The 26,737-nt window shown below is 40.3% G+C and carries 17 protein-coding genes; 4 read left to right on the top strand and 13 right to left on the bottom strand.

Annotation, left to right across the window (positions count from 1 at the left end; translation table 11 throughout):
* Window positions 1-18 precede the first annotated feature (18 nt).
* The gene (locus tag WJP93_RS11870) at window positions 19-1,779 is read right to left on the bottom strand and encodes a histidine kinase (protein WP_337548507.1); all 1,761 of its coding nucleotides are present in this window, start codon (window positions 1,777-1,779) and stop codon (window positions 19-21) included.
* 172 nt (window positions 1,780-1,951) lie between these two features.
* Here WJP93_RS11870 and WJP93_RS11865 point away from each other — a divergent pair, with 172 nt between their 5' ends.
* The 3 genes from WJP93_RS11865 (at window position 1,952) to WJP93_RS11855 (ending at window position 5,108) form a co-directional block, all read left to right on the top strand.
* Complete coding sequence (locus WJP93_RS11865) at window positions 1,952-3,256, top strand: ABC transporter substrate-binding protein (protein ID WP_337548505.1); 1,305 nt, start codon at window positions 1,952-1,954, stop codon at window positions 3,254-3,256.
* A gap of 69 nt (window positions 3,257-3,325) precedes the next feature.
* Complete coding sequence (locus WJP93_RS11860) at window positions 3,326-4,237, top strand: sugar ABC transporter permease (protein WP_262538093.1); 912 nt, start codon at window positions 3,326-3,328, stop codon at window positions 4,235-4,237.
* A 4-nt stretch (window positions 4,238-4,241) separates the two neighbouring features.
* Window positions 4,242-5,108: a carbohydrate ABC transporter permease gene (locus WJP93_RS11855; RefSeq protein ID WP_262538092.1), complete on the top strand. Its 867-nt coding sequence runs from the start codon at window positions 4,242-4,244 to the stop codon at window positions 5,106-5,108.
* Window positions 5,109-5,206: 98 nt separating this feature from the next.
* Here WJP93_RS11855 and WJP93_RS11850 read toward each other — a convergent pair whose 3' ends face one another.
* The 8 genes from WJP93_RS11850 to WJP93_RS11815 form a co-directional block, all read right to left on the bottom strand.
* Entirely contained in the window at window positions 5,207-6,457 is a 1,251-nt protein-coding gene (locus WJP93_RS11850; protein WP_337548504.1) for an aminopeptidase P N-terminal domain-containing protein, read from the bottom strand.
* A gap of 58 nt (window positions 6,458-6,515) precedes the next feature.
* Complete coding sequence (locus tag WJP93_RS11845) at window positions 6,516-9,515, bottom strand: glycoside hydrolase family 2 TIM barrel-domain containing protein (protein ID WP_337548503.1); 3,000 nt, start codon at window positions 9,513-9,515, stop codon at window positions 6,516-6,518.
* Between the two features lie 90 nt (window positions 9,516-9,605).
* A complete protein-coding gene (locus WJP93_RS11840) occupies window positions 9,606-10,511 on the bottom strand; it encodes a carbohydrate ABC transporter permease (RefSeq protein ID WP_066557256.1) in 906 nt (301 codons plus the stop codon).
* Between the two features lie 11 nt (window positions 10,512-10,522).
* The gene (locus WJP93_RS11835) at window positions 10,523-11,449 is read right to left on the bottom strand and encodes an ABC transporter permease subunit (RefSeq protein WP_227100753.1); all 927 of its coding nucleotides are present in this window, start codon (window positions 11,447-11,449) and stop codon (window positions 10,523-10,525) included.
* A 141-nt stretch (window positions 11,450-11,590) separates the two neighbouring features.
* The gene (locus WJP93_RS11830; RefSeq protein WP_227100754.1) at window positions 11,591-13,258 is read right to left on the bottom strand and encodes an extracellular solute-binding protein; all 1,668 of its coding nucleotides are present in this window, start codon (window positions 13,256-13,258) and stop codon (window positions 11,591-11,593) included.
* 145 nt (window positions 13,259-13,403) lie between these two features.
* Complete coding sequence (locus WJP93_RS11825) at window positions 13,404-14,312, bottom strand: AraC family transcriptional regulator (RefSeq protein ID WP_227100755.1); 909 nt, start codon at window positions 14,310-14,312, stop codon at window positions 13,404-13,406.
* Between the two features lie 208 nt (window positions 14,313-14,520).
* A complete protein-coding gene (locus WJP93_RS11820) occupies window positions 14,521-18,831 on the bottom strand; it encodes a hypothetical protein (RefSeq protein WP_337548501.1) in 4,311 nt (1,436 codons plus the stop codon).
* A gap of 305 nt (window positions 18,832-19,136) precedes the next feature.
* Window positions 19,137-20,177, bottom strand: a complete 1,041-nt coding sequence (locus WJP93_RS11815) for a GNAT family N-acetyltransferase (protein WP_337548500.1) — start codon at window positions 20,175-20,177, stop codon at window positions 19,137-19,139.
* A 222-nt stretch (window positions 20,178-20,399) separates the two neighbouring features.
* Between WJP93_RS11815 and WJP93_RS11810 the strand changes: the two genes are divergently transcribed.
* Window positions 20,400-21,440: a glycoside hydrolase family 43 protein gene (locus WJP93_RS11810; RefSeq protein WP_337548498.1), complete on the top strand. Its 1,041-nt coding sequence runs from the start codon at window positions 20,400-20,402 to the stop codon at window positions 21,438-21,440.
* A gap of 109 nt (window positions 21,441-21,549) precedes the next feature.
* Here the strand turns inward: WJP93_RS11810 and WJP93_RS11805 are convergent, their stop codons facing one another.
* The 4 genes from WJP93_RS11805 to WJP93_RS11790 all read right to left on the bottom strand — a co-directional run bounded on the left by WJP93_RS11805 (window position 21,550) and on the right by WJP93_RS11790 (window position 26,717).
* Window positions 21,550-23,301, bottom strand: coding sequence for an extracellular solute-binding protein (locus WJP93_RS11805; RefSeq protein WP_337548496.1), 1,752 nt, complete (start codon window positions 23,299-23,301; stop codon window positions 21,550-21,552).
* 96 nt (window positions 23,302-23,397) lie between these two features.
* A complete protein-coding gene (locus WJP93_RS11800; RefSeq protein WP_337548495.1) occupies window positions 23,398-24,276 on the bottom strand; it encodes a carbohydrate ABC transporter permease in 879 nt (292 codons plus the stop codon).
* A gap of 48 nt (window positions 24,277-24,324) precedes the next feature.
* Complete coding sequence (locus WJP93_RS11795) at window positions 24,325-25,257, bottom strand: ABC transporter permease subunit (RefSeq protein WP_082868441.1); 933 nt, start codon at window positions 25,255-25,257, stop codon at window positions 24,325-24,327.
* 293 nt (window positions 25,258-25,550) lie between these two features.
* The gene (locus WJP93_RS11790; RefSeq protein WP_337548493.1) at window positions 25,551-26,717 is read right to left on the bottom strand and encodes a helix-turn-helix domain-containing protein; all 1,167 of its coding nucleotides are present in this window, start codon (window positions 26,715-26,717) and stop codon (window positions 25,551-25,553) included.
* Window positions 26,718-26,737: the final 20 nt, after the last annotated feature.

The following is a 26,737-nucleotide window of genomic DNA, read 5'->3' as shown; positions in this document are numbered from 1 at the left end:
GTTCAATGCGCCTTTTTCTTATTTCTGTCGAAATGGAAGTTTAAGAAGAACTCTCACCAAGTCTGGACTACTCTCAACTGAAATCCCATACTCTGATCCAAACAAAAGTTTTGTTCTCTTATCAATGTTAATCAATCCTATTCCATGACCCTGAGGTTTCTTTTCTCCTTGATAAAGCATCTTCATCAGATCCTCTGGTGCTTCACTTCCATCATTTTCAACTGAAATAATCAATATTCCATTTTCTATTTTTGCACTCAATATTACTGTGCAAAAATCAAGCGCCTGTTCCACCCCATATTTAACTGAATTTTCTAACAGCGGTTGAATACAAAGATATGGAACCTGTGCATTTAACAATGTCGGATCTAACCTTTCCTGATAAATCAATTTCTCGCAAAATCGCATTTTCTGAATTTTCATATAATACTGGCACAATTCCAATTCCTGCTTCAAAGAATTAACATCTTTATGACAGCTCAATGAAGACTGCAGGAGCTTTGCCAATGACTCTGTAATTGTGCAAATTTCCTTTTCTCCATTTATCTTTGCCTTCCAGTATACTAAGTCTAATGTATTATACAGAAAATGTGGATTCATCTGCTGTTCAAGAGACCTGATCTGTGCTTCTCTTAACAGTTGCTGTTTTTTTTCATTTTCTTCTGTCAATCTTCTCAGATCCAATAGCATTTGATCAAAGCAACAATTCAAGAATCCAATTTCATCGCCTCTATCTTGATAATTACAATCAGTTGCCATCGGTTCCAAATTACCACTGCTTACTCGCTTCATCTTCATCTGAAGTATCGAAAAATGCTTACACATTCCAGCCGAAAACCATCCCGCTGCAACAAGCATGGCCACAGTTATCACAAGCAAACAAAAAAATACAGTCAGAATACAGTTTTGGATTGAACTAAAAATCGAATTATATGGAATAAACAAATAATATCTCCATCGTGGCTTCTCAACCATGTGTACAACAGAAAACAAATTTTTCTTCCCATCTCGAATAATTTTGTATCCATCCTCAGGAAGCTGCTGAATCATTGTTATTGTATTCTCTTGTATTTGCGTTGGATCAGGATACAATATTGTAGATGTTTTCTGATCCAAAATAATCAACGGAATCTCGCTTGTCAAGTAACTATAATTTTCCATCAACTGATTTGCGATACGCTTCATATCAACTCGAAAAATCTGGTATCCCAATGTTTTCAGACTCAAATTGTGAATTTCACGATACGACCTAACCATAAGAATTGTTGACGGATCTTCTTGGCTAACCGCCCAGAACGCTTTCCCGTTTTCCTCATTTGCCTGCTGCTTTAACTGTTCCAAATATGCTTCTGACTCTTGTACGGAAGAACTTCCTCTGCACACTGAAAATTCCGGTGTTATCAAAGTAACTGATCTTATATATTTATTCCCAACTGCATAATTATATACGCTACTTTCGATCTGGTTACGCAGCTTACGTTTCTGCCAGCCATCCGCTGCACTCTGATAAGCAGACAAATTTGACTGCAATGACGCATCTGCTACCATGTAATAAGAATCTGCTTCAATACCATCAAGATACAGCTTCATCTCGTTAGAAATTAGAAACAATGAATCAGTTGTTTCTTGATATAACATTTCTGCATAGCGTTTATTCATCCACAAAAAAATCCCAGCTATCACAACCGTCATCGTAAATATAACAGTGGCATACATTAACAGCATTTTTTTCCGAATTCCCATCCTGCTAACACGCACTTCTGGCAAAATTCCTTTCATTCCACTACTCCTTTATTTTCTTGTTTATCTTATTATATAGTCCCTTTTTTTAAATCGCAAGCGCTGCAAGATTTATGTCGGTTTTTGAATACATCAAGTCGGTTTACCGCATTTACATACTATCTTTTTCTTTCTATAATGGAACCATCAAAGAAAAAGGAGGTCATCTTTTATGACTGTACGTGCAAAATCACTCGTAACTCTTTCACTCACTGCCAGCTTGGTAAGTTGCGCCACACTCCCTGTATTTGCTTCTGATAACAAAACAGACGATGAAAAAATAACAATCCGCGTCGCTTGGTGGGGCAACCAAACACGAAATGACCTGACTGTAAAGGCACTCGATCTTTACACCGAGCAGCATCCAAATGTTACATTTGAAACTGAACCATCTAGTTGGGACGGATATTTCGATAAGCTGTCAACGCAAGCTGCAACAGGATCTCTACCAGATATTTACCAGCAGGATTATGGTCAAATCCGTTCTTATTATGATCAAAATTTGATGCTGAATCTTCAACCATTTGTAGAATCCAATGTATTGGATGTTAGCCGGGTATCTGAAGCAGTTCTTGCCAGTGGTTCATTTGACGATGATCTTTACGCAATGTGCATTGGTCTAAACTCTCCAGCGCTCTTTTATGATAAAGAAACTGTGGAAGCTGCAGGTGTTACTATTCCTGAGCAAATGACATGGGATGAATTTTTCGATATATCCCAAACCATTTATGACAAAACTGGTGTTCAAACCTATATTGATTCAATGGTTCTTGGCATGTTATTCCGTGGAATCGGTACCTCAGAATTTTCCGAAGATGGAACTACGTTCGGTGTAGACGATGACAGTGTATTTCTTACATATTTCCAGATGATTGCAGACGCAAGCAAATCTAACTGGCACGTATCTCCGGAAATTTTAACTGAAAAAAATCCTACAGTCACAGAAACTATGCCAATCATTGATCAGACCTGTTGGAATTCATTCTCCAACTCAAATCAATATGGAACTATCAGTTCCACCTCTGGCCGAGAGCTTGGCATTACCATGTGGCCTGTTATGAAAGATGACACACAGCAGGTTCAATATTTAAAATCTAGCCAATTCTTATGTGGCTCTTCGACAACAGAACATCCAGAAATTGTTGCCGATGTTATCAATTTCATCACGACTTCTATTGAAGCCAACGAAATATTAAATGGAGAGCGCGGTGTGCCGGTTGACTCCGATGTTCTTGCTTCCTTCGACGAGCGGCTGTCTGATAATGATAAAGTTGTCTACAAATTTATTGACGATGTCAATGCAGTCGCAACTCCTATGGATCCACCATCTCCATCTGGCTCCAGTGAAATTGGTACTTTAGTAGACGATCTAACTGAACAGGTTCGTTACGGAGAAATTACACCTGAAGATGCCGCCAGTCAGGTGTTTGAAGAAGGATCAGAAATTCTTGCTGAAAAAGCAAACGCAGACAATTAACATTTGTAATTAGTAATAAAGCGTGCCGTTAATTCGCGCACGCTTTGTTTAAAAAAAGGATGTGTTTAGATGAAAAAAAAGAAAGTATCTATTTCCAATTTTTTATGCAAGCAGTCGGTTGCCGGTTATATCTTTATTCTCCCATTTATCATTGGTTTTCTTGTTTTTACCATAATTCCAATGATTTCTTCTCTATATCTTTCCTTCACCGACTATAGTATTCTTGGCTCGCCTAAATGGGTTGGTCTGAAAAATTATGCCAAAATGTTCACAAAGGATTCTAAATATTTGAAATCTTTGAAAGTAACATTCTTCTATGCCTTTGCATCTGTACCTTTGAAACTGCTTATGGCTCTTGTCGTTGCCATGATTATGACAAAAAAGACCAAATTAACTGGTATTTACCGCGCAGTCTATTATCTGCCTTCAATCATTGGAGGTAGTGTCGCTGTTGCTGTCATGTGGAAACAGCTTTTTTCCAGCAGCGGAGTTATCAATTCAGTTCTTCAAGCACTTGGGCTAGATGTTACAATTTCGTGGATTGGCAATCCTAAAACTGCAATTTGGGTTCTAATTCTACTCTCTGTTTGGCAATTTGGCTCCTCCATGTTAATTTTTCTTGCTGGTCTGAAACAGATTCCAAAATCCTATTATGAAGCAGCCAGAGTAGACGGAGCAAGTGCAGCAAAAAGCTTTTTCAAAATTACACTGCCACTTCTGACTCCTACCATCTTTTTTAACTTGGTTATGCAGATGATCAACGGCTTTATGGTATTTAACTCTGGTTACATCATTACTGGTGGCAAGCCACTTAACAGTACACTATTTTATGCCTTATACCTATATGAAAAAGCATTTACTGATTACGATATGGGATACGCCTGCGCAATGGCTTGGGTTCTTCTTATTGTTGTTTCTATTATAACTGGCCTTGTGTTCTATTCCTCCAAACACTGGGTTTATTATGAATCAGAGAGGTGATATTATGAGTTTATCAAGAAAACTTGGAATGAAGCGAAGCAAGCGCTTTCATAATATTCTTTATCATGTACTTGTATGTTTGTTTGGCTTCCTGATGATCTATCCGCTTCTTTGGATGGTTATGAGCTCTTTCAAAGAAAGTAGTTCTATTTTTCGAGAATCATACCGATTAATTCCAGATACAATTCACTTTGAAAATTATATCAATGGTTGGAAAGGATTCGGTGGCTATACGTTTGGTGTCTTTTTTTCTAATTCCTTTCTTATTGCTATCATCGCAACTATAGGTGCCGTCTTTTCTTCTGCTATTATTGCATTTGGCTTTGCTAGATTGCATTTTCGTGGACAAGGATTCTGGTTTTCATGCGTTATGCTTACCATGATGCTGCCTTTTCAAGTAATTATGATTCCACAATTTTTAATTTTCAAACAACTCGGCTGGGTCAACACAATCCTACCACTAACCGTTCCTTATTTCTTTGGACAAGCATTTTTCATTTTCCAAAATATGCAGTTTATCCGTGGTATTCCAGCTGAACTTGATGAAGCAGCCCGAATTGATGGCTGCACTTATTATGGAATATTTTTAAGGATTATTCTTCCTCTGATCAAACCATCTATCGTCACAACCGCCATTTTCTCCTTTATGTGGCGTTGGGATGACTTCTTCGGAGCTCTGCTTTATCTGAATTCTCCAGCAAAATATACTCTATCCATCGCACTAAAAATGTTTTCTGATCCTTCTTCTCAGTCTGACTGGGGAAGTATGTTCGCTATGTCCACCCTATCCATCATTCCAATCTTTCTTATCTTCCTATTTTTCCAGAAATACCTTGTTGAAGGTATTAGTACAGAAGGATTAAAAGGATAACAGCCGCCCAGAACGATATGAAATCATATTTGTTCTGGACGGCTATTGCCGATTAATCTAATATTTATACTTTTCTAAAAACCATTATAGATCGATTTTTACTCTCCGCGCATAGCAGCTTCAATATCCTCTATTGTACGCGGAATGCCAGCGGACAAATTTTCACATCCGTCCTCTGTAACAAGACAGTTATCCTCTAGACGGAAGCCGATTCCCCATTCTTCATGGTAAATACCGACATCTACACAGAATACCATACCAGGTGCTATGATTTCTGGTCGCTTTACTCTGTCATGTACATCATAGCCTATGTGATGTGCTCCGCCATGCCACATGTATGTTCCAACTTCATCAACAGAACTCATCACTCCAGCTTCTACCAGACGCTCTGCATTGTATTTACGAATCGTTGCATCAACATCTGACATGCGCATGCCTGGACGGATGATTGAAAACATATAATTGGAGGTGGCAAGTGCACACTCATACAATGTGCGCTGACGTTCTGAAAAATGACCGTTGCATGGCCAGCCACGAGAAACATCTGTGATTAGTCCGTCATACTGAGCACCGACATCGTTTAAAATCATATCGCCATCCTTTGCCTGACCGGTATATCCATAGTAGTGGATACAGAAATTGTTATTTCCGGCAGATATAATTGATGGAAAACCAGGGCCATCAGGACTAAACTGACCAAGTGCATAATCAAAATCTGCTTTATACTGATATTCATATTTTCCCGGACGAGAATTACGCATCATTGCAAGGATTCCTGCCTTTGTGATCTCCTCTGCCTTTTTAAGCGCAGCGATTTCACATGGCTGTTTGATCAGGCGCAGCTCACTTATGAGCACATCGGCATTTCCAATCTGAAGATATGGAAAATCACGCTGAACATGCTTTAATAGACGGTGTGCAGGACGATCTGGACAATCTGTTGTAAAACGGTACAGATCAAGATACAATTTCTCGTAACGTCCGCTGACAGCCAGTGCCTTAAAATCACGTTCAAATGCATCCACAAAACGTATATCACTAATCCCTGAAATTTCTTGTGCCTCCTGCGGCTTAACTCTCGCACCAGTCCAACGCTCTGCATATGCATCAGAAGGAAGAATATACACTTGTTCATGCACACTGCCGTCTGTTTCTTTTGCAACAAGAAGAACAGCCTGACGACTTGTTTTTAGCCCTGTCAGATAAACAAAATTTCGGTCTGCAAAGAACATGTAATCTTCATCGCCAGTTTTCCATGTGTTTTCTCCTGAAAAAACAGCGACAAGACTTCCTGCCGTAAGCTTTTCATAAAGTCTGGTTCGATTTCCTACATAATATTCTGCAAGCATCTAAGTTTCCTCCTCATATAAATATTCAAAACCATATTTTTATTTACTGCACTTTCACTTAATTCTTATTGTCAAATCGAAGGCTTATCTCCCACTCAATTTTTTCTTCGCGAAGCTGATATTTCTCTGCCAGTCTCGGACCACAGGAATTAGAGCCAATTCCGCTTTGCTTATAGTCAAGCGCCACATAAATGCCATCAGATGGAACAAGCTCAAAGTTATGTGCCTTTTCGTCAAGCTCCTTTTCACTGTAGCGTGATGCCTGGAAGCTGAACGGCTTTTTGCCCTTTGCATACAAATTTCCAACAGATGCATACTGACAGTTGTAATGGCTTCCATTTTCCTGTGGGAAAACGTAATCCTCAAACATATCATCAACTGTTGTATCAAAACGATCTACCCAAGATGCACGATGCTTATCGGAATAACTTTCATATGGACCATATCCGTAGTATGTTACATCGGTCTTATCGTTTGGAAGCTTTAATCCAAGACCAAATCGCGGAAGATACGGGAATACCTTGTCAAAGTTTCCATCTAAGGAAAGGTAAATGGTTCCCTCAAGATCAACTTTCCATACTGCCTCAAGGCGAAGGAATGGCTGCTTAGCTGGAGATGCAATAGAGAATCTGCTATGAATCTCGATTACGCCATCTGTTTCCTGAATAGATGTCTCATATACCTTTACTGTGCTTCTGTCGTATCCTGCCATTCTCCACTCCTTTGATACTGCCGAGTCATTATTTGTCGGCGCACGGAATGTCAGAAAACGCATTGGCTCAGAAATCTGGTTCTCATTATCTTTAACGATCTTTGCAAATGTTCCAAGATGGCGATCAAATACAATACACTCGCCGTCTCTTGTCAGCTCATAGATATCCGCCGTCTCATTTACACTCCATGAAGCAAATGCCGGCAACGCAGTCTTAGATACAGGTGTGAGCACTTCATCCTGCTCCTCAAACAAAGCAATCTGATCAAAGCCAAGTACCTCTCCTGCAAGAGCAGTTCCCTGCTTTGCTGTGTAGGTCAGCTTAAGATAAGTATTTTTATTTGTCTTTGGTGTCTCTGGAATCAGAACAAAGCCTTTTTCATGTGGTTCAATTGAAGGTATTGCAACACTTCCCTGTGAAAGCAGTCTTCCTTCTTCCTTAATCTCATATGTTACTATTACAGCATCATCAAGATTTGTGAAGTCAAGACGATTCCACAATGATACCTTTAGTGGACTGATTTCCTGAAGTGTGGCTCTTACTGGGCGAATTGCATTTTTCCACTCATACAGTCCAGTATGCGGGCGGCGGTCTGAATAAACAAGTCCGTCCATACAGAAATTTCCATCATGTGGGAATTCACCGTAATCACCACCATAGAAATATTTGTCCTTTCCATCTGGTGTCTTTCCTTCATATGTTGCATGATCACACCATTCCCAGACAAATGCGCCGATAATTCGCTTTTCTGGTAAGATGACTTCCAGATAGTCCTCAATGTCACCAGGGCCATTGCCCATTGCGTGAACAAACTCACACAAGATAAATGGCTTTACGCTAGTAGGGTCTGCAAGATACTTTTTAATTGTCTCTACAGTCGGGTACATGCGGCTTACCATATCAAGACAAGACTGATCATTCTCGATTCCTGGAGGTGCCCAAGTTGCTCCTTCATAGTGAACTGGACGTGTTGGGTCATATTCCTTCGTCCACTTTCCAGCATCAATCAGATTCTTTCCATAACCGCTTTCATTTCCAAGAGACCAGATAATAACACAGCTCGCGTTCTTGTCACGAATTACGTTTAACATCATACGATCTACAATCGCATCGTGGAAAGCCGGATCCTGAACAATCTTTCCAAACTTTCTATAAATCGGCTCTTCACCAACAAGATCCATCGTTCCATGTGTCTCAAAATCAGCCTCTGCAATCACATAAAAGCCATACTCATTACAAAGCTCAGTAAACCACGGTGCATTCGGATAATGACTTGTGCGTATTGCATTGATATTGTTCTTTTTCATCATCGTAAGATCGCGCACTACATGCTCTCTTGATACCGTGTATCCATCTGTTGGGCTGCTGTCATGACGGTTTACACCAAGAAGCTTTACCGGGCGATGATTTAAAAGCATGACGCCATCCTTTATTTCAACCTCGCGAATACCGACTTTTTGCTCAATGACCTCATCATCAGTAGACAAAACTAGTTTGTATAAAGTTGGATGCTCAGCATTCCACAAAATTGGATCATTCACTTTAAACACAGTTTCTAGATCATTATTTTCTGTCACAAGCGTTTCATTTGCCAACTTGCTGCCATCTGGTGCAAATAAGCTTACTGTTACATTTGGCAAACCTTTGTATGAATCAAGTCTTACAAAAACCTCTGCCTTTGTGTTGTCCTCTGACAAAGTGGTACGCACAGTGTAGTCCACTACTGCGCTCTTTGGACGAGCAATCAATGTAACATCACGGAAAATTCCGTTGTAGCGATACTTATCCTGTGCTTCAAGATACGTTCCATCAGTCCACTTTAACACAAGTACTGCCAGACGGTTCTTTCCTGCTTTGGCAAAGCGAGTAATGTCAAACTCGCTAGGACTGTGTGACACCTGGCTGTAGCCAACAAACTGACCATTCACCCATACGTAAAATCCTGCCTCTACTCCCTCAAAGTACAAATACAAGTCTTTTTCTAATTCCTCATTAGATACATCAAAATCCTTATAATAAGCACCACATGGATTCTCATCCGGCACATACGGCGGATCATATGGTATGACAAATGCACCACCCGAATAATGCTTATAGTCATAGCCCTTTGACTGCCAGCAGGATGGTACCTCCATCATCACATACTCTGGATTTTCATAATCTTTAAGAACAAACTTTTCATCCACGCTCTGCGGATTTGGATAATAAAAGAAACGCCAGTCATTGCCGCTTAGCAGACGGTATGAATCTGTTCCATCTGTCTTTTTCGGAAGGTAGTAGCAGCGTGGCTTCTCTGTTCCCACGTGCAGCGTATTTAGATCCTCATAATAATGAATCAGCTCCATTGTTTCCTCTTTTCTGCGCTCTGCGCGTTTTTATCTTTATAATACAAAAATGCCGACACACAACATATATGAAGCGTGCCGGCATTCCTCTTACTCTTTTAAGGAGCCAAGCATGACACCCTTTACAAAATATTTCTGGAAGAATGGATAAGTGAACAATACTGGCAGTGTTGTAAATATGATCATAGCATATTTTAACTGTGCATTGCTCATCTGTTTTCTCGCCAGCTCCTGTGCAGCTGACGGACTTAATACCTCAGTAATCTGCTTTGTATTCTCAATTAATACGCGGCGCAAATACAGCTGAAGCGGCTGCCACTTAGTATGTGGCAAGTAAACCATAGCGTTGAACCAGCTGTTCCATACACCAACAATTGTATATACAGCGATTACGGCTAATATTGGCTTTGATAATGGCAGGTATACCTTAAGCAAAATCTGATATACATTAGCACCATCGATCTTTGCAGCTTCACGAAGACTCTCTGGAATGCTGCTAAAAAATGCCTTTACCAGAATGATGTTCCATATGGAAAAGCAAACCGGAAGAATCTGTGAAAGCGGATTGTCATACAAGCCTAACTTATTTATTAATAAGAAGGTTGGAATCATACCGCCGCCGAAGTACATAGGAATCAGCAAAAACATGTTAACAAATTTTCTTCCCATCAGACGCTTATAAGTCAACGGATATGCAACTAGTACACACGTTGCTAGCATCAAGATCGTAGTCGGAATTACATATATAATTGTATTTAAATATGCTCTCCACATCTCTGGATCCTGTACCAAAACCTTATATGCATCTACACAAAAGCCCTTAGGAATTACATAAACATTCATCTGTGCGGCATTTTCTGGTGAACTAAGCGACATGATCAAAACATAATACATCGGATATACAGCCAGAAAACAAAGGAATGCAACTGCCACATAGACAAGCACGGTATATATCGTTTTGCCTTCTTTAATCTTATTCGGATTTCTCTTTGACATCTCTGACCTCCTTACCACAGACCGAAGCCTGTCAGCTTATTACTGATCTTGTTACATATATAGGTCAGTGCAAATCCAATCACAGACATAAAAAGACCAGCAGCTGTCGTAAAGCTATATTCACCATTTAAAATACCCATACGGTATGTATACGTACCGATAACATCTGCTACATCGTAAGTTGCCGGTGTATACAAAAGCAAAATCAGATCACTATTTGTAGAAAGAATGCTTCCTACCTGCATAATCAGGTTAATCGCAATGATTGGCTTAATTCCAGACAATGTAACATGCCAACACTGCTGCCAGCGGTTTGCACCATCAATCTTTGCAGCCTCATAAAGACCCTGATCAATGGATGAAATCGTAGACATGTACAAAATACTATTAAAGCCGAACAGCTTCCACACATTTGTGAAAGTATAAATTGTAGGGAATGCTGATGGCTCCTGTCTCCAGTTAATATTTGGCAATCCAACAATTGTAAGCAGTTTTGTAATAAGTCCATTCACGTCAATAAAGGAAATTACCATACCTGCAACAACTACTGTTGAAATAAAATACGGCATGTAGCTAGCCGTCTGACAGAATTTTTTGAATCTCAAATGCTTGATCTGATCCAAAAGAATTGCAAAAATAATAGGCATTGTAAAACCAAAAATCAAGTTCAAACCACTTAACACGAGCGTATTTTTAATCAATCGACCAAAATACTCACCTTGAACAAAACGCTTAAAGTTATCCAATCCTACCCACATGGCACCATCGCCAAAAAATGGATCACCTGGCCAATAATCCTGAAATGCAATCACGATACCGAACATTGGCGCATAGCAGAACACTGCGATCAGAATAAATACTGGAAGCATCAGCAGATACAGCTGGCGGTTTTCTCTTTTTTCAACCGCCGTATATTTTCGTTTCATTTTTGTTTTCATACGCACACCAGCCTTTTACAAAAGGCCGCTGACAAACGCTTTTGTTCGCAGCGGCCCTGTTTTTATCAAATTGTCAATCAATCCACAATCGTTTTTCAGCTTTCTGAGTTGATCTTACTTGTTTTTCAAACAGAATATCGATCATCTCTTTGTTCTGTCATAACGACCCTGATAAATTTCAATAAGCTCATCCAGACCAAGACGTTTTAAATCGTCCATGTAGGAATCCCAATCATCCAGACTCTTCTGCCCAAGGATCAACTTTGTCAAAAGCTCCTGTGAATATGTATCCAAATCGGTAAGAATCTCGCTGGTACGCTTTGTTTCTTCCTGATTAGCAACTGCTAACATTGTCAGTGGAGAATAGTTTACTGTATTTTCCATGTTCTGAGTGAATACCCAGTCTGCAAAGTCAGCCTTTGCCTGATAGCCCTCTGGGATTCCCGCATCCTTTCCAAGCTGGATTCCTGCTACAAGCTCAGTAGACATATCCTTGTTCAAATCCATACGCGGAAGCACTTCGGAATTCCACAGTGCACCAACCATCAAGCTCATAATAGAATTGTCAATGTCATCGCCAGACAGCTGCTGATAATCGCCATCTTCTGTACGTGTAAAGTTCACGCCCTCTACACCATGCTCTGTTAACTCTACATACTCTGGTGAACACATATAGTCAAGAAGCCTTGCTACAGCTGCTGTATCTTCACACTCATTTGTTACTGCATAAATTCTGGACATCAGGTTTTCACCACTCTGCAAACGAACAAGCGGCTCAGTATCGTCGGTAGCCTTTATCACGATCGGCTCTAAGTATGGAGGCTGTGCACCTTCCTGAACCTGAATAGTTGGCTCTGCCCATGTCTGTGCAACCCAGTTTGCCTCACCAGACATCTGGTTAGTAGCACGTCTTGTATTTGTCTGATTGGTGATATCCACCATCAATCCTGCTTCATACAGACTATTCATATAAGAAATATAATCCTTTATATGATCCTGATACCACGGACTGGTCAGCGTATCTGTTTTTGGATCAATAAATACCATTTCAGGTCCAAGTCCAAACCACTGTGCAATATCGGTTCCAAATCCTGCAATCTTCATTGTGATAACTTCATCTACTACACCATTTCCATTACAATCCTTATCCTGGAAAGTCTTAAGTGCTGATGTAAATTCATCAAGTGTGGTCGGTGTCTCAAGATCGCATGCATCAAGCCAATCCTTACGGATATTGAATGCTAATGCCGCACCAGTTGTTACCTCACCTTTGTAATTACTTGTCTGAATATCAGCCAGCCAATATACGTTTCCATCCTCCATGCTCAAACGCTCGGAAACAAACTTTCCTTCTCCCTCAGTGAAGAACTCTTTTGCCGTTCCTTCCTCTGACTGATCCCAGATTTCATTAATCGGTACAAAGATTCCTCTGTCGATAAGTCTCTGCTTTGTCTTATCATCAAGTGGCTCAATATACATTATGTCACAGCCTAAATTTCCGCTCGCTACTGTTGTCTGACATACTGTAGTATACTGATCATCCTCGATTAAGTTAAATTCAAGCTTGATGTTTCTCTTTGCAAGCTCTTCTGTGAAGGTATTGTAGAGCTGGCTGTTTCCGCTCTCAATCCAGTCCTTTAAGGAAACGGTTCCGCCATTCACGGTTGTGACGGTATTGTTGATTCCCATAACACGAATTACAGACATTTCATCTGTATTCTCACCTGCCCATGTTGATGCTGGAATCATAGATGCGGTCATTGCTGCACACATAGCAGCTGCCATAAGTTTTCTGGTATACTTTCTCATCTGGCTCCTCCTTTTGCCTTTCTCTTTTGAAAATTGATAGCTCAAGCTTATCATACAAAATTCCCAAATAATAGTACAAACTTGCCAGAAGCTTTGATAAACTTTTCATTTATTGTCATATATTTTCAAAACAGCATTGTAATACTTAACTATAAAGATCCATATTTCCACGAAATTCTTTTGGTGTTAGCCAATAATATTTTCGAAATACGCGGTCAAAATAGCTGACACTCTCAAAACCACACTGCATAGCAATCTCCGTAATCGACGTCTCAGATGACTGGAGCATAGCCTTGGCAACCTCTAGTCTATACAAAATCAAGTAGTTAAATGGCGTAACATCAAGATTTTTCTTAAAACAGCGTGCCGCCTCACTCTGACTAATATTAGCAGCACCTGCGATATCGCCAAGTGTAATTGGTTCAGAGTAATGTCTCCTAATAAAAGCAAGCATCTGCTGCAAACGAATCTGCGATGGACTTCGAACCTGAGACGGATCAGTTACTGGAATTTCCTGACGAAAATTTGCTAGTTTTTCCCAGATACGGCACACAGAAAAAATAATAGAAGACATTTTCTTTTCAATATTTTTCTCACAGTAACAGCGCAATTTTTCCATCTCGCTTAGTATGTCCTTCTGCCAGTCCTTTTCGCTAGTCAGAAGAATGTACTGGTACTGCTCCTGATGCGCGATGGGTTTAATGCATTCCTTGTAAAAATAATTGTCTGTTCCAAAAACAAACTCAGCCGGAAGCAAGATAGTTTTTATTAGTCCTGCCCCGACATTTCGCAAAATGCTGTGGCTTTCCTTTGAGTTAATAAAGATTCCTTCATGCTCCTTAAGCAAAATTGATGACGTATTCACACAACAGGTAATTTCACCCTTTTCCACATATAAAAATTCAACTTGAGAATGCCAATGCCATGGAAGTACCATTCTGTCTTTCCCCTCAAGAACACACTCACGACTATGAATTGGAAAATCTGCAATTTCATATGTAACCTGCTCTAGCATATTGCTTGCTGACTCTTTTTGTGACCATTTTCCTCCCATTTTACTCACCCCTCGTTCTTTCGTCACAAATACGACCATTTGTGGGCAGTATATCACACTTAATTAGGATTTGACAAGTGGAAGGGTGCTGCAGCTAGCTCTGACTAGTAAACTTCTCGTTTTTCTTTTACTGAAATTTCCCACATCAGATTTCAAAAAGTTTAGGGGGCTAGTGTACTAACCAGCCCCCTAAAGATGGAAAAAATGTTTAAATACGCTTGAATTTTAACGCCAGCCAGATGAGAAGCATGCCGCCTGCTCCTGCTAATCCCAATCCAAATAGCATACTGTAATCCTCAATTCCGAGAACAACATCTTTTATTTGGCTTTCTTCCTGACTGGAGCTTGGCGTCTGACTCTGGGTTTGAGTCTGAGCCTGTGATTCCTGTGAGGTTGATGGCGATGTTTGTTCTTCGCTGGATTCTTCAGATGAGCTGCTTTCTTCTTCGCTCGTCTCCTGTTCTTTTAAGAAGGAATCATATATCTCCTGTGCAATTGCTTCGTCTGCCAGCGCGACAGCATACTCCTGTTTTGCTTTCGTCACTGCTGCACATAACTGACTGTACCATTCCTGTGCCGTTTCCGCTGTATCATCTGCTGCCTTTTGATTTTTCTTTGCCTGCATATATGCCCGAATCAACTCATTTAGTCTGACGAAACGTTCATCTGCTTCTTCCAGAGACAGATCAAATTCCTGTCCATTCTCCCAATCGCAGGATGCAAGTGCCTGCAGATTTACTTTCCATTGTGCAGCCAGTGCCTGTTTTTCATTCCACATTTGCAAAGCGGTGTCTGCTTCACTTTGTGCCTTTTTGCAGGCATCTTCTGCTACTGCAGCATCTTCCTTCGCCTGTTCGAATTCTCGCTTTGCCTGCTCATTTGCTTCAAAGAGCTGCAGAACAGACTCTTTGGTCTTTGCAGCTGAATCTGCCGCATCCTTCGCTGTTTGAAGCGCCTGCTGTTTTTGCTGAAGTGTTGTATCTTTTGCTGAAGCCTCTTTTTCTGCGCTAGTCTCAACATCAGTTGCCTGTGTCAACTTTGCATTTGCATTGTCCAATGCCGTCTGTTTTTCATCAAGCTGCTGTTTTGCTTCTAATGTCTGTTGACCATTGAGCTTATTTTTTTTGACTGCCTCATCATAGTCTTCGTCTGCGGCTTTTTTCCTGTCAGAACAATTTTGCAGCAATTCTTGTGCTGAGGTAAGCTGTTTCTGTACAGCTGCCAGCTCATCATTTGCTGCCTCCAATGCTTTCTTTGCTTCCTCTGCATTCGTGTTCGCCTGATCGACATCTGCCTGTGTCAGCTCACCATTTTGAGCAATTGCTTCATCATATTTTTTCTGGGCTTTGGAACGCTCCGTTTCGGCAGCTATTTTTTTCGCTTGTGCATCTTTAAGTGCTGCATCGGCATCTTCTTTTTTTGACTGCGCTGCCGATTCCTCATCGTTTGCTGCCTGCAATTCGCTTTCAAACTGCTTCTTGTTCTCAGAAAATCCCTGCTCAACTGCTTCTTTTGCTGCTGCTTTCTTTTGTTCTGCTGCCGCTTTTGCCGCGTCTGCATCCTGCACTGCTCTTTTAGCTTCCTGCATCTCCTGCGCTGCCGCAGTCTTTGCCTCTTTTGCCTGAATATAGGCGCGAATCAATTTGTTTAAATTTAAAAAACGTTCGTCAGATTGTTCCAGTGCCGCATCAAATTCATATCCATTTTCCCAGTCACACGATTGGGCTGCCTGAAGCTTTTCGTTTAATGCCGCAGCCGCCGCCTGTTTTTCCTTCCATGCCTGCACCAACGCATCATACTCCGTCTGCGCTTTACTGCAGGCATCATCTGCCACGGTAACATTTTTCTTGGCCTGCTCTAACGCAGACTTTGCCTGTTCATTTTCCTCAAGTTTCTGTTTGACAGACTGGTAGGTCTTAGCTGCCTCATCCGCTGCAGCCTGTGCATCCAAAAGATCCTTCTGCTTATTACTAAGCTCTGCTTCCTTGTTTTTCTTTTCACTTTCTGCCGACTTTACCGCGTCCTCTGCCTGTTTCAAAATTTTCAGTTGGCTCTCGATTGCATTCAGTTCATCCTGCTTTGTATATAAGGCATTCTCTCTGTCTTTTAATTGAGTCTGACATTCGTTTACTTGCCTTTCCTGATCAGATTTCTGTGTCGTAAGCCCATCATACTTTGTTTGAGCCTCTTCGAAAGCAGCCTGCGCTTGTTCGGCCGCGGTCTCGGCTGACTGAAGCCTTTCATCTGCGTCGGCTTGCATTTTCTTCAGAGACGCTAAATTATTGTTCACAGTTTCCAAATCATCTTCCCACGAATTTTTTTCTTTCGTAAGCTTATTATACTCTTTCATGTAAGCATCAAGCTGGTTCTGGCTAGCATCACGACTTGCCTGAGTATCAGCGAGTTGTGCCTCTAGATATTCACGTTCTGGTTGGGAGACCCATTCTTCCTGCAACATGCCTTTTATTGTCATAATTTTTTTCTCTAAGGAATACAATGAATTCTGTTCAGTTATGATTTTTTCCTCACACGCTTTCAAGCTCTGACTCAACGTGTTGATCTCTGTCTCACACTTAATTTTTCTGTCATCGGTATCCTTCTGCTCTTTCTCGACATTAGCTTTCTGATCCTGCGCATCTTTTAATTCATTATCCGCTGCTGTCTTTGCATCTTTACTGGTTTCCAGCGCTTTATGTGCAATGTTAAGCTGGTTTTGTACGTTTTCCAGTTCTTTCTGTGCTGCCTCTAAATTCTTCTGTGTTTGATCTTTATCTTTTTCAGCCTGCTCTACATTTTTCTGAGCAGTCGTTTTTTTACTTTCTGCATCCTGCAGTGCCTGTGCGCCCCCCAGATTATCAAACTCCCGTTTTGCAGTCTCCAATGCCTGTTTTGCTGCATCGGCTGCTGTCTGTTTGGATTCTACCTGACGCTCCTGATCTTTCACCACATTTTCTGCTTCTTTCTCTGCATTCTGCGCCTGATCTACATCTGCCTGCGTCAGCTCACCATTTTTATAAATTGCATCATCATATTTTTTCTGGGCTTTGGAACACTCCGTTTCGGCATCTGTTTTTTTCGCTTGTGCATCTTTAAGTGCTGCATCGGCAGCTTCCTTTTTTGTCTGCGCTTCCAATTCCTCATTCTTTGCCATCTGCAGTTCGCTTTCAAATTGCGTCTTGTTCTCAGAAAATCCCTGCTCCACTGCTTCTTTTGCTGCTGCTTTCTTTTGTTCTGCTGCCGCTTTTGCCGTGTCTGCATCCTGCACTGCTTTTTTAGCTTCCTGCTGATCCTGCGCTGCCGCAGTCTCCGCCTCTTTTGCCTGAATATAGGTGCGAATCAATTTGTTTAAATTTAAAAAACGTTCGTCAGATTGTTCCAGTGCCTCATCAAATTCATATCCATTTTCCCAGTCACACGATTGGGCTGCCTGAAGCTTTTCGTTTAATGCCGCAGCCGCCGCCTGTTTTTCCTTCCATGCCTGCACCAACGCATCATACTCCGTCTGCGCTTTACTGCAGGCATCATCTGCCACGGTAACATTTTTCTTGGCCTGCTCTAACGCAGACTTTGCCTGTTCATTTTCCTCAAGTTTCTGTTTGACAGACTGGTAGGTCTTAGCTGCCTCATCCGCTGCAGCCTGTGCATCCAAAAGATCCTGCTGCTTTTTGGATTGCTGTACCTTCAAATCATCCGCTGCAGACTTGGCTTCATCAAATTTCTGCTGTGCGTTTTGGGCTGCTTCCTGAGCAGATTTTACATTGCTGTCGGACTGGGATGACTTCTCTGCTTCCTGTAAATAAGTCTGCTTAGCTGCATCCCTTTCTTCTTTTGCCGCCTGCACATCTGCTTCTGCCTGTGCTCTCTTTTTCTCTGCGTCATCCAAAGCCTGTTTTGCTGCATCGGCTTCTTTCTGTGCGGATTCTACCTGACGCTCCTGCTCTGTCACCGCATTTTTTGCTTCCTCTGCATCCGTGTTCGCCTGATCGACATCTGCCTGCGTCAGCTCACCATTTTGAGCAATTGCTTCATCATATTTTTTCTGGGCCTCAGAAAGACTTGTCTGGGCCTTCGCTTTTTTCGTCTGTGCATCTTTAAGTGCTGCATCGGCAGCTTCCTTTTTTAACTGCGCTGCCGATTCCTCATCATTTGCTACCTGCAGTTCGCTTTCAAACTGCATCTTGTTCTCAGAAAATCCCTGCTCCACTGCTTCTTTTGCTGCTGCTTCCTTTTGTACTGCTTCCGTTTGTGCTGCCTCTGCATCGGCCTTGACTTTCTGTGCGTCTTTTACTTCCTGATCTGCTTTTTCCATCGCTGATTGTGCCTGACGTGTATTTTTCTTTGCCTGATCAAGATTTACCTTCGCCTCCTCCAGACTTTGCGCTGCTTGTGTTGTCTGACTGTTTACTTTTATTTCCTGCGCTTCTGTTTCAACGGTCTGCTCTGCTGGTGCATTCTGTATTATTGTGTTCACAAAAAGCATCGCCACTACTGCCGGTGCCATAAATCGTCTTCTTCTCATTTTGTTTCCTCCCATCTTTCTGTTAAATCCAAATCTGTACATTTGCCTCTGCCAAATTAAATTCTTCAAACTATTTCGTTCTATATTTTAATATACCATATCTTTTCCCTTTTAAGAACGGTCATTTTACAATAAAAATGACCCCCCGTATGCATTTACTTTAACGTTTTCGAACCGTTAAAAAATGAATCATGGCCTATTATTTTCGCGTTTTTCCTTTATTTTCCACGATTTTTATTTTTTCTCATCTATCTTTCCAAATTTGGAAAATTGTATTTTGCAGCAACAGAAAAATGGGTGATTTTTTATAATTTCTTTTCCATACAGACAAAGTGCTTTTCAAACAGCTCGCACTCCCCGACTAGAACAAATCCAAGATCGCTATAGCACTTGAGCGCTACTTTATGATTATCACGCACAAGTATATGAACACTCTTTTTGTTCTGCTCACGAAGCACGGCAAATACGTGTTCCATCATCATTTTTGCAATGCCCTGTCCCTGCAAATCTTTTCTGACACACACGCGTGCCACCTCTGCTGACGGCTGAAAATCCTTGCTCCAACAATCAAGGTTATCCACTTCTTCGTCGTGATCAATTGAAATGGCCGAAATGATTTCTCCCTTTTGATTTTTCATGACAAACAGGCTGTCATGTGCAATATCAAACTCAATATTTTCCATGGAAGGATAATATTCATTCCAGTCTGCTGCGCCGCCTATCATTGAGCGATACAGCTTTAGAAGTTCATCTTTGTCAGATTCTTCTGCCAGCGTAATATTTCTTCCTGCCGCAATAATCTTATCCACAGTTTCCTGTCTGATACATTCGCGCAGATGTTTGATATATGGATGAAACTGCGACTTATCAATTCCATAATTCTTTGTTAGCTCATACTCATGCGGCTCCCAGGTCTTAAGATCTGACTCGTTATGAGATAGTGCACCCTCCATGTTGTCGAGTGCCTTGTAGATCTTTGCCTCTAGTGTTTTTAGCTCACTCATCTCCTGATAAAGTGTCCGCATCTTATCGTTAAGTGGCTCTGGAAGTGTCGCTACCCACTGATAAAGCAGATTTTCCTCTGTTTCTTCATCGGCCTCTGTCTTTTTAAAACATGGTATATCACCTGTAAAACATTCACCCAAATCATGAATAAGACACATCTTGATTACTTTATTAATATCCACTTCTGGAAATTCATCTTCCATCCAATATGCCATCAGTGCCACTCGCCAGCAATGCTCTGCTACACTTTCCTTCCTGTCATCTGATGTGTAGCAATGACGCATCGTTCTTTTTAATTTCTCCACCGTATGAAGTGCTTCTATTAATTTTTCTGCTTCCATATTTTTCTGTCTCCCAGTTTTAATTTTTGTCACTTCCATTATCGCTCAAAATATATAAAAATGGTAGGGTTTTTATATTATTTTTTACTCGTCAAAAAAACACAAAAAGAATATAAAATTTGACATCGTTTTTTGATGAGCGATGTGGTATGGTGTACAGTAAAGGAAGCTATTTTTATCTACAAAAAATAGCAAAGATATCATTTTTAAGGAGGGAACAACATGCGTTTTTATTGTACTGATGACACAGTTGATCTGGAACAGTATCCTTACCATGTGAGAGATGTCCATATCAGCGACCCATTTATTCTGGCAGATCCAAAAAGCCGCTGCTACTACACTTATGTACAGTTTGCGGATACAGAACGTTTCCCAGATGTGGAAACTGACAAAGAACACGGTGTATTTTATGTACTTGAAAGTAAGGATTTGATTCACTGGTCAAAGCCACAGATTTGTTTTCGTCAAAATAATTTCTGGGCAGATAAGGATTATTGGGCACCAGAGGTTCATATCTGGAAAGGACGCTATTATCTGTTCAGCTCATTTCGTGCAGATGGTCATTACCGCAAATGTCAGTGCTTAGTATCAGATTCACCAAAAGGACCATTTGAACCCATTCGTCAAGAAGCTGTTACACCAGATGGATGGCAGAGTCTTGATGGAACATTATACGTTGACCGATCAGGCAAGCCATGGATGGTATTTTGTCATGAGTGGCTTCAGGTTGGTGATGGTCAAATTTGTGCCATACCAATGTCTGATGATTTGGGCGAAGCAATTGGTGATCCTGTCATTTTATTTAGAGCATCCGATGGCAAATGGAATGCTAAAGGCGCAAAAGAAGGCGGCTATGTGACAGACGGACCATTTTTGCATCGCCTTCCTGGCGGAAAACTTATTATGCTTTGGTCTAGCTTTACAGAAAAAGGCGCATATGCTGTGGGCTACGCAACAAGCCGTTTTGGTGATATTATGGGGCCATGGGATCAGGAATCAGAACCACTGTATGCACTTGACGGCGGTCATGCAATGCTGTTTTATACCTTTGGCGGTCAGCTAATGATGGCATGCCACTGCCCAAATGATCACCCAAAGAAACGTATTCTTTTATTTGAAATGGAAGAAGATGAAAATGGACTTCATGTCGTAAACGAAGTTACAGGGAACTGGTTTCACGCAGCAGGAGGCCATGCCAAAGGCTGGGTTTATGAACAGCCATGTGTAGAAATTCCTAGCTTTGCAAAAGATCCAAGAGGATAACACTATACGTCATTAAAATACCCGGAATATATTGCTGCTATACAATATATTCCGGGTGTTTATTTAGGGTTATGTCTTTTTAACTTGTAAATAGCACTTTCATTTAAGCTTATTTTTTGATTGCATTATTCATTTCAACAAGTGTTGCAACATCTTCTGCCTGAGCCAAAGCATCCTGATAGAAGTAATCAAATACCTCATCAACATGATAGCTTGCCTTCAGCTCTTCAATCATGCTGTCACGCATTGCCTCAAATTCCTCATCAGACTCACATGCTACGCACTTAAATACATTCTTACCCATGTATGCATTGATTTCGTTTACCCAAGAAGCAACCTCACCTTCTGGATCACTAAATGAAATGTAATTCATAGAATCAGTAACAGGTGTTTCCTGACGATATACATCCACCTGAGACTCTGCACCATAATGATCAATGAAATCCTTAATGGTATCATTCATCTTTGCTTCCATAGCCTTTGTTGAGAACTGATACAGATCAGTGGTGTAGCCATCTGGCTGAATTGTTCCGTTTCCAAATCCACAGAAATGATGGTATACATTAATACCAGTCTCTACGCCAAGAGCATCATCCTTTGTTACTTTCAGGTACTCATCCGTCGGTACTGGCTCACCATCTTCCATATTCCACATACCACCTTCTAAGCCATTCCATGCAATTCTGGAAAATTCATATGTAGATACAAAGTCAAGCAATGCTACACAGCGCTCTGGATTTTCAGTATTTGCGTTAACAACATACTGTCTCTCACCTCTATACATATTTCCAAAACGATCTTCTGCATCTGCAGTCAAACTTGGCATTGAAATAAATGTTTTCTCATTTCCTTCTGCCTTGTTAAACTCTGTGTTTGCGTCATTAGACATCCAACCTGGTACATTAAACATATACTTTCCAGCCTTCAGATTTTCCGAGTAAACATCAGATGTCTGTGTAAAGGAATCTGGATCTAACAAACCTCTCTGGTTTGCCTTATTATAAAAACGAACTGCACGCCAGAATACACTTTCAGGATCGGTTAACTGATTTGTTTCAAGTGGTGTAGAATCAACTGTAGAAACACCAAGTACACGACCAGTTGTTTCTATCAAATTTACGCCTTCCTGCGGTCCAAGACCAAAGGTAAATACCCATTCACCCCATCCCTGACCTGCACCAAACCATGCACCGCATCCGTAAGTTTTCTGCCCATCTGCTGTTTCTGGCTCTAATGCCACCATCTGCTCAAGAACATCTAACAGATCATCATCATAATTTTCCAGCTTTGGATAGCCCGCTTCCTTATACAGATCCCATCTCAAATAGTGACCGCATGTTGGAACTGTGCCATCATCCCAAGAACCTTTACACATACCCCAAAGATACATATTTCCATCTGGGCTGTTTGCCGGCATACGCTCTGCTGCTACCATCAACTGTCCTGCTGGGTCACTCATGGTGTTTGGTGCATACTCTTCCAGGTAAGGCTCCAAATTCAATACAGATGCAGACTCAAGAAGCATCGGAAGCTGTTTTGTTGGGTCAGATAATAAGAAAACATCTGGTAAATCATTATCTGCTAACATAGCTGACAGCTGTGTCGGCCAATCTGCCTCTGTAACAGCAGTCAGGTACAGATCAATATTCAAATTATCTTCAATATACTTGCTGACTGGATCTGAACGAAGTCCATCAAGTTCACCTGATCCTACGAATGCCACTACATCAAGTGCCACTCTATCCTCAAATTGAGGTGTTGTTGTGCTGCCCGTGCTCTCTCCTGCAAATGCCATTGTATTACCACACATAATAAGTGCGGATGCTGCTGCAAATGCCTTTCTTGCTACTGTTTTTTTCATAAATATCTCCTTCCTTTTTCTTTTTATTACTGCCAGATCACCTTCGTACCATACCTTTGCACGATTGCAATCATAACTAACATAAAATAACATTTCTCAACCTTTTACTGCACCAAGCATAATTCCCTTTGTAAAAAAGCGCTGCATGAATGGATAAACACAAAGTATCGGAACTACAGTAATAAAGCTCATTGCCATACGTAGCGTTGTCGATGATACTTTAATTGCCGCTCCCGCTGCCGCTCCTGCTGTGGAAGATACTACATTCGACTGTAGTTTCGTATACAGCAAATACTGCAGACAATGTAACGTTGCAGATTTTCTTCCTTGCATAAAATACATATCATCTGCCCATGCATTCCACTGATTTACAGCTGCAAACACAATAATACATGCCAAAATTGGCTTTGCAAGTGGAATAATAAGCTTGAAGTAAATTTTTACTAATCCAGCTCCATCGATCTCTGCTGACTCAATCAGTTCCCCTGGAATAGACTCAATATAAGTTTTTACTAAAATAATAAAATATGCCTGAACTGCTGATGGAAGAATGTACACTAAAAAATCATTTTTCAGTCCTATATTACTGATCAATAAATAATATGGGATAAATCCTGCATTTACATACATCGTAATAATAAAGAAGCGGTACAAAAACTTCTTGCACGGAAGATCTCTATTAGCAAGAATATATGCTGCAAAGCTACAACAAAAACATGTTAAAAGTGTACCAAATATCGTCCTCGCAAACGCAATCCATATACTAGATTTAAGTCCTGGAATCTGAAGCATCTCTGTATAGGCTTCTGTTGTAAACTCCTTCGGAAGCAAATATACACCCAAGTTCACTGCTCCCGGAGAAGAGAGCGAGTTAATAAAAATATACCATAACGGATATACGCAAATAAATGTAATCAATCCAAGCAATACCGTGTTGATTGTGCCTGCAATTGTTATCTTCTTTCTCTTTTTCATAATTCTCACAATCTCCTTTCTGAGAAAACCTTCTTTTCAAACTTTTACTTAGAATATAGAATCGCCTCTCAGCTTTTTAGATGCCCAGTTTGCAAATGTCAAAAGGATAATACTTACAATAGATTTGAAAATGCCCATTGCAGTTGCCAATGAGTATTCCATATTTTTGATACCCATACGATATACATATGTATCAAATACTTCCAGCTTATCCCACGTCATACCATTTCCAAGCAGCCAGAACTGCTCGAATCCATTTGACATCATATTAGAAATTGCAAGTAATAGTAAAACAAAAAATGTAGAGAGTAAACCAGGAACAGTTACATGAATAATTTTTTGCCATGTATTAGCACCATCCACCTCTGCTGCTTGGTATAACTCCTGATCAATTGATGTGATCGCAGACAGATAAATAATTGCATTGTAACCCAGTGATTTCCATACACCGATAGCAACCTGTGTTGCCCATGCATGTTTTTCATTTGTCAATACATTAAGCGGCTTCTTTATAATGCCAAGTCCCATCAGAATAATATTTAATGCGCTATCTTCTGATGAAAGAAGCATAAACACAATGGAATATACAAGAACCCAGGAAATAAAGTTTGGAATTGAAGTTCCTGTCTGTACAAGCTTTGCATATCGCTTATTCTTAAGCTGTGAAATTGCAATTGCAAAAATAGCTGGAAGCACGGAACAGCAAATGTTCAAAAATGAAATACTCAGTGTGTTTCTCATTACTGTCACAAAATCTTTGGAATTTTCGAAAATCTTTTTAAAATATTTCAGTCCAACAAACTGCGATTTAAAAATTGAAACACCAGGTGTAAATTCTACAAATGCATAACTCCATCCAAACAACGGTGCATAGGAAAAAATTCCTATCATAATCATGAAGGGCAGAAGCAAAAGTACTAACCGAATCTGTTTCTTCTGTCGTCCTGTCAATCCACTCTTTCTTGAATGTTTCATATCCATTTTCTTCACCTTGCCTTTCCTATGCTGCTGCATAAAAAATATCTGCTATCATATGGTTTATTAACAATCGTCTTCTCCTGAAAACTTTGAATGACCTTATTATAGCAGATACCTTTTTGTCATTATATCATTTTTCCTTATTTTTTATCATAAATCTCATATTTATTCTTTTGTTTTATCTATTTTTATTATATTATTCTGATATTTCCTTGATTCTATATCACTTTTGTACATAAGCATCATTTTTTTATTATCTAAATATACTTTTTTACCAATTCCCGTTTTTTAATATCTTACCCTCTTTGTATTTTTGATTCTCGATACTTCGCAGGTGTCATTCCTACCTCACGCTTAAAAGCACTCGAAAAATGACTTTGCGTGGAAAAACATAGAAGAGCTGCAATTTCGCTGCAAGAATACGATGAATATAACAATAGTTCTTTTGCTTGGCGAACCTTTTCTTTTCGTATATAGTGCTGCAACGTAATTCCCTCGTATTTATGAAAGAGTCCTGTCAGATAATTTTCATTAATTCCAAGTGCTTCTCCAATTTGTACTACTCTAATTGATTCATCTATATGTTCTGCAACATATTCCTTCGCCCGCTCCACATAACGATTATGCTCGCTATCATGCTTGACCTGTTCAACAGCTCGTGCAAATTCTCGTTCATATTCAACAACTGCTGCCTGAATTGGCAATACCTGAGTCATTCTTTCAATGTTACTAATAAACACATCTGACATTGAAAATGCCTTCTGAGGTGCAACACCACCATCAATTGCTGCTCTGCATGCAATGGAAATTACAACAATTGAAAGATTTTTCTCTTGACGAAGCGGATTATCTGCGAGTTGACCAATTTCACCTGGCCATACCTCATTTTGACATTCTTCCAATAGCTTTAAATTTCCAGCTCGAATACTTCCAAGCTTCTTTTGCTCATGCTGATAAGGATTGTGCAAATGTCCGCCTTTTTCCATCCAGCGTTTTTTTTCAAAAAATTTTTGTTGTTCTGGCTCAGGCTGTTGTTTTGTATACAACTCACTCAAACAAACTTTTTCACTTGTTTCCTCATAAAGAAGTAACTTCATTGCTTCCAAGAATGTTTTTAATTCACAATATGGAAGACGATACGATGCAGCTTGGATCTTATGCTTTTGAGCTATTTTAAGTGCAGGTGCTGCACCAACAACTGTCTGCACTGGTCCTGCAAGAATCCAGCCTTGTATTCCTTTTCGGCGAACCCTTGCATAATAAACGTCATCTTCCCAGAAAATGTCAATTGATGCTTCTGGTCTTCGTTCAAGCACATCATTAAAAGAAATTTCATCCGTAAAAAATGGATCTTCTTCTTCCTTTGTCTGTCCTATTCTACGAATGTCTCTTTCTTTATCAATCAGTCTAATTTTCCCATGCGTAATTTGAATCAATGATTTTAAAAAAAATTCATCTACCATATTTTTCCTCAGCCTCTTCC

The sequence above is a fragment of the Anthropogastromicrobium sp. genome (assembly GCF_037349415.1).
GTDB classification, from domain to species: Bacteria; Bacillota; Clostridia; order Lachnospirales; family Lachnospiraceae; genus Anthropogastromicrobium; species Anthropogastromicrobium aceti.
The sequence above is the reverse complement of the archived record's forward strand: the minus strand, read 5'-3'. Positions and strand labels throughout refer to the sequence as shown.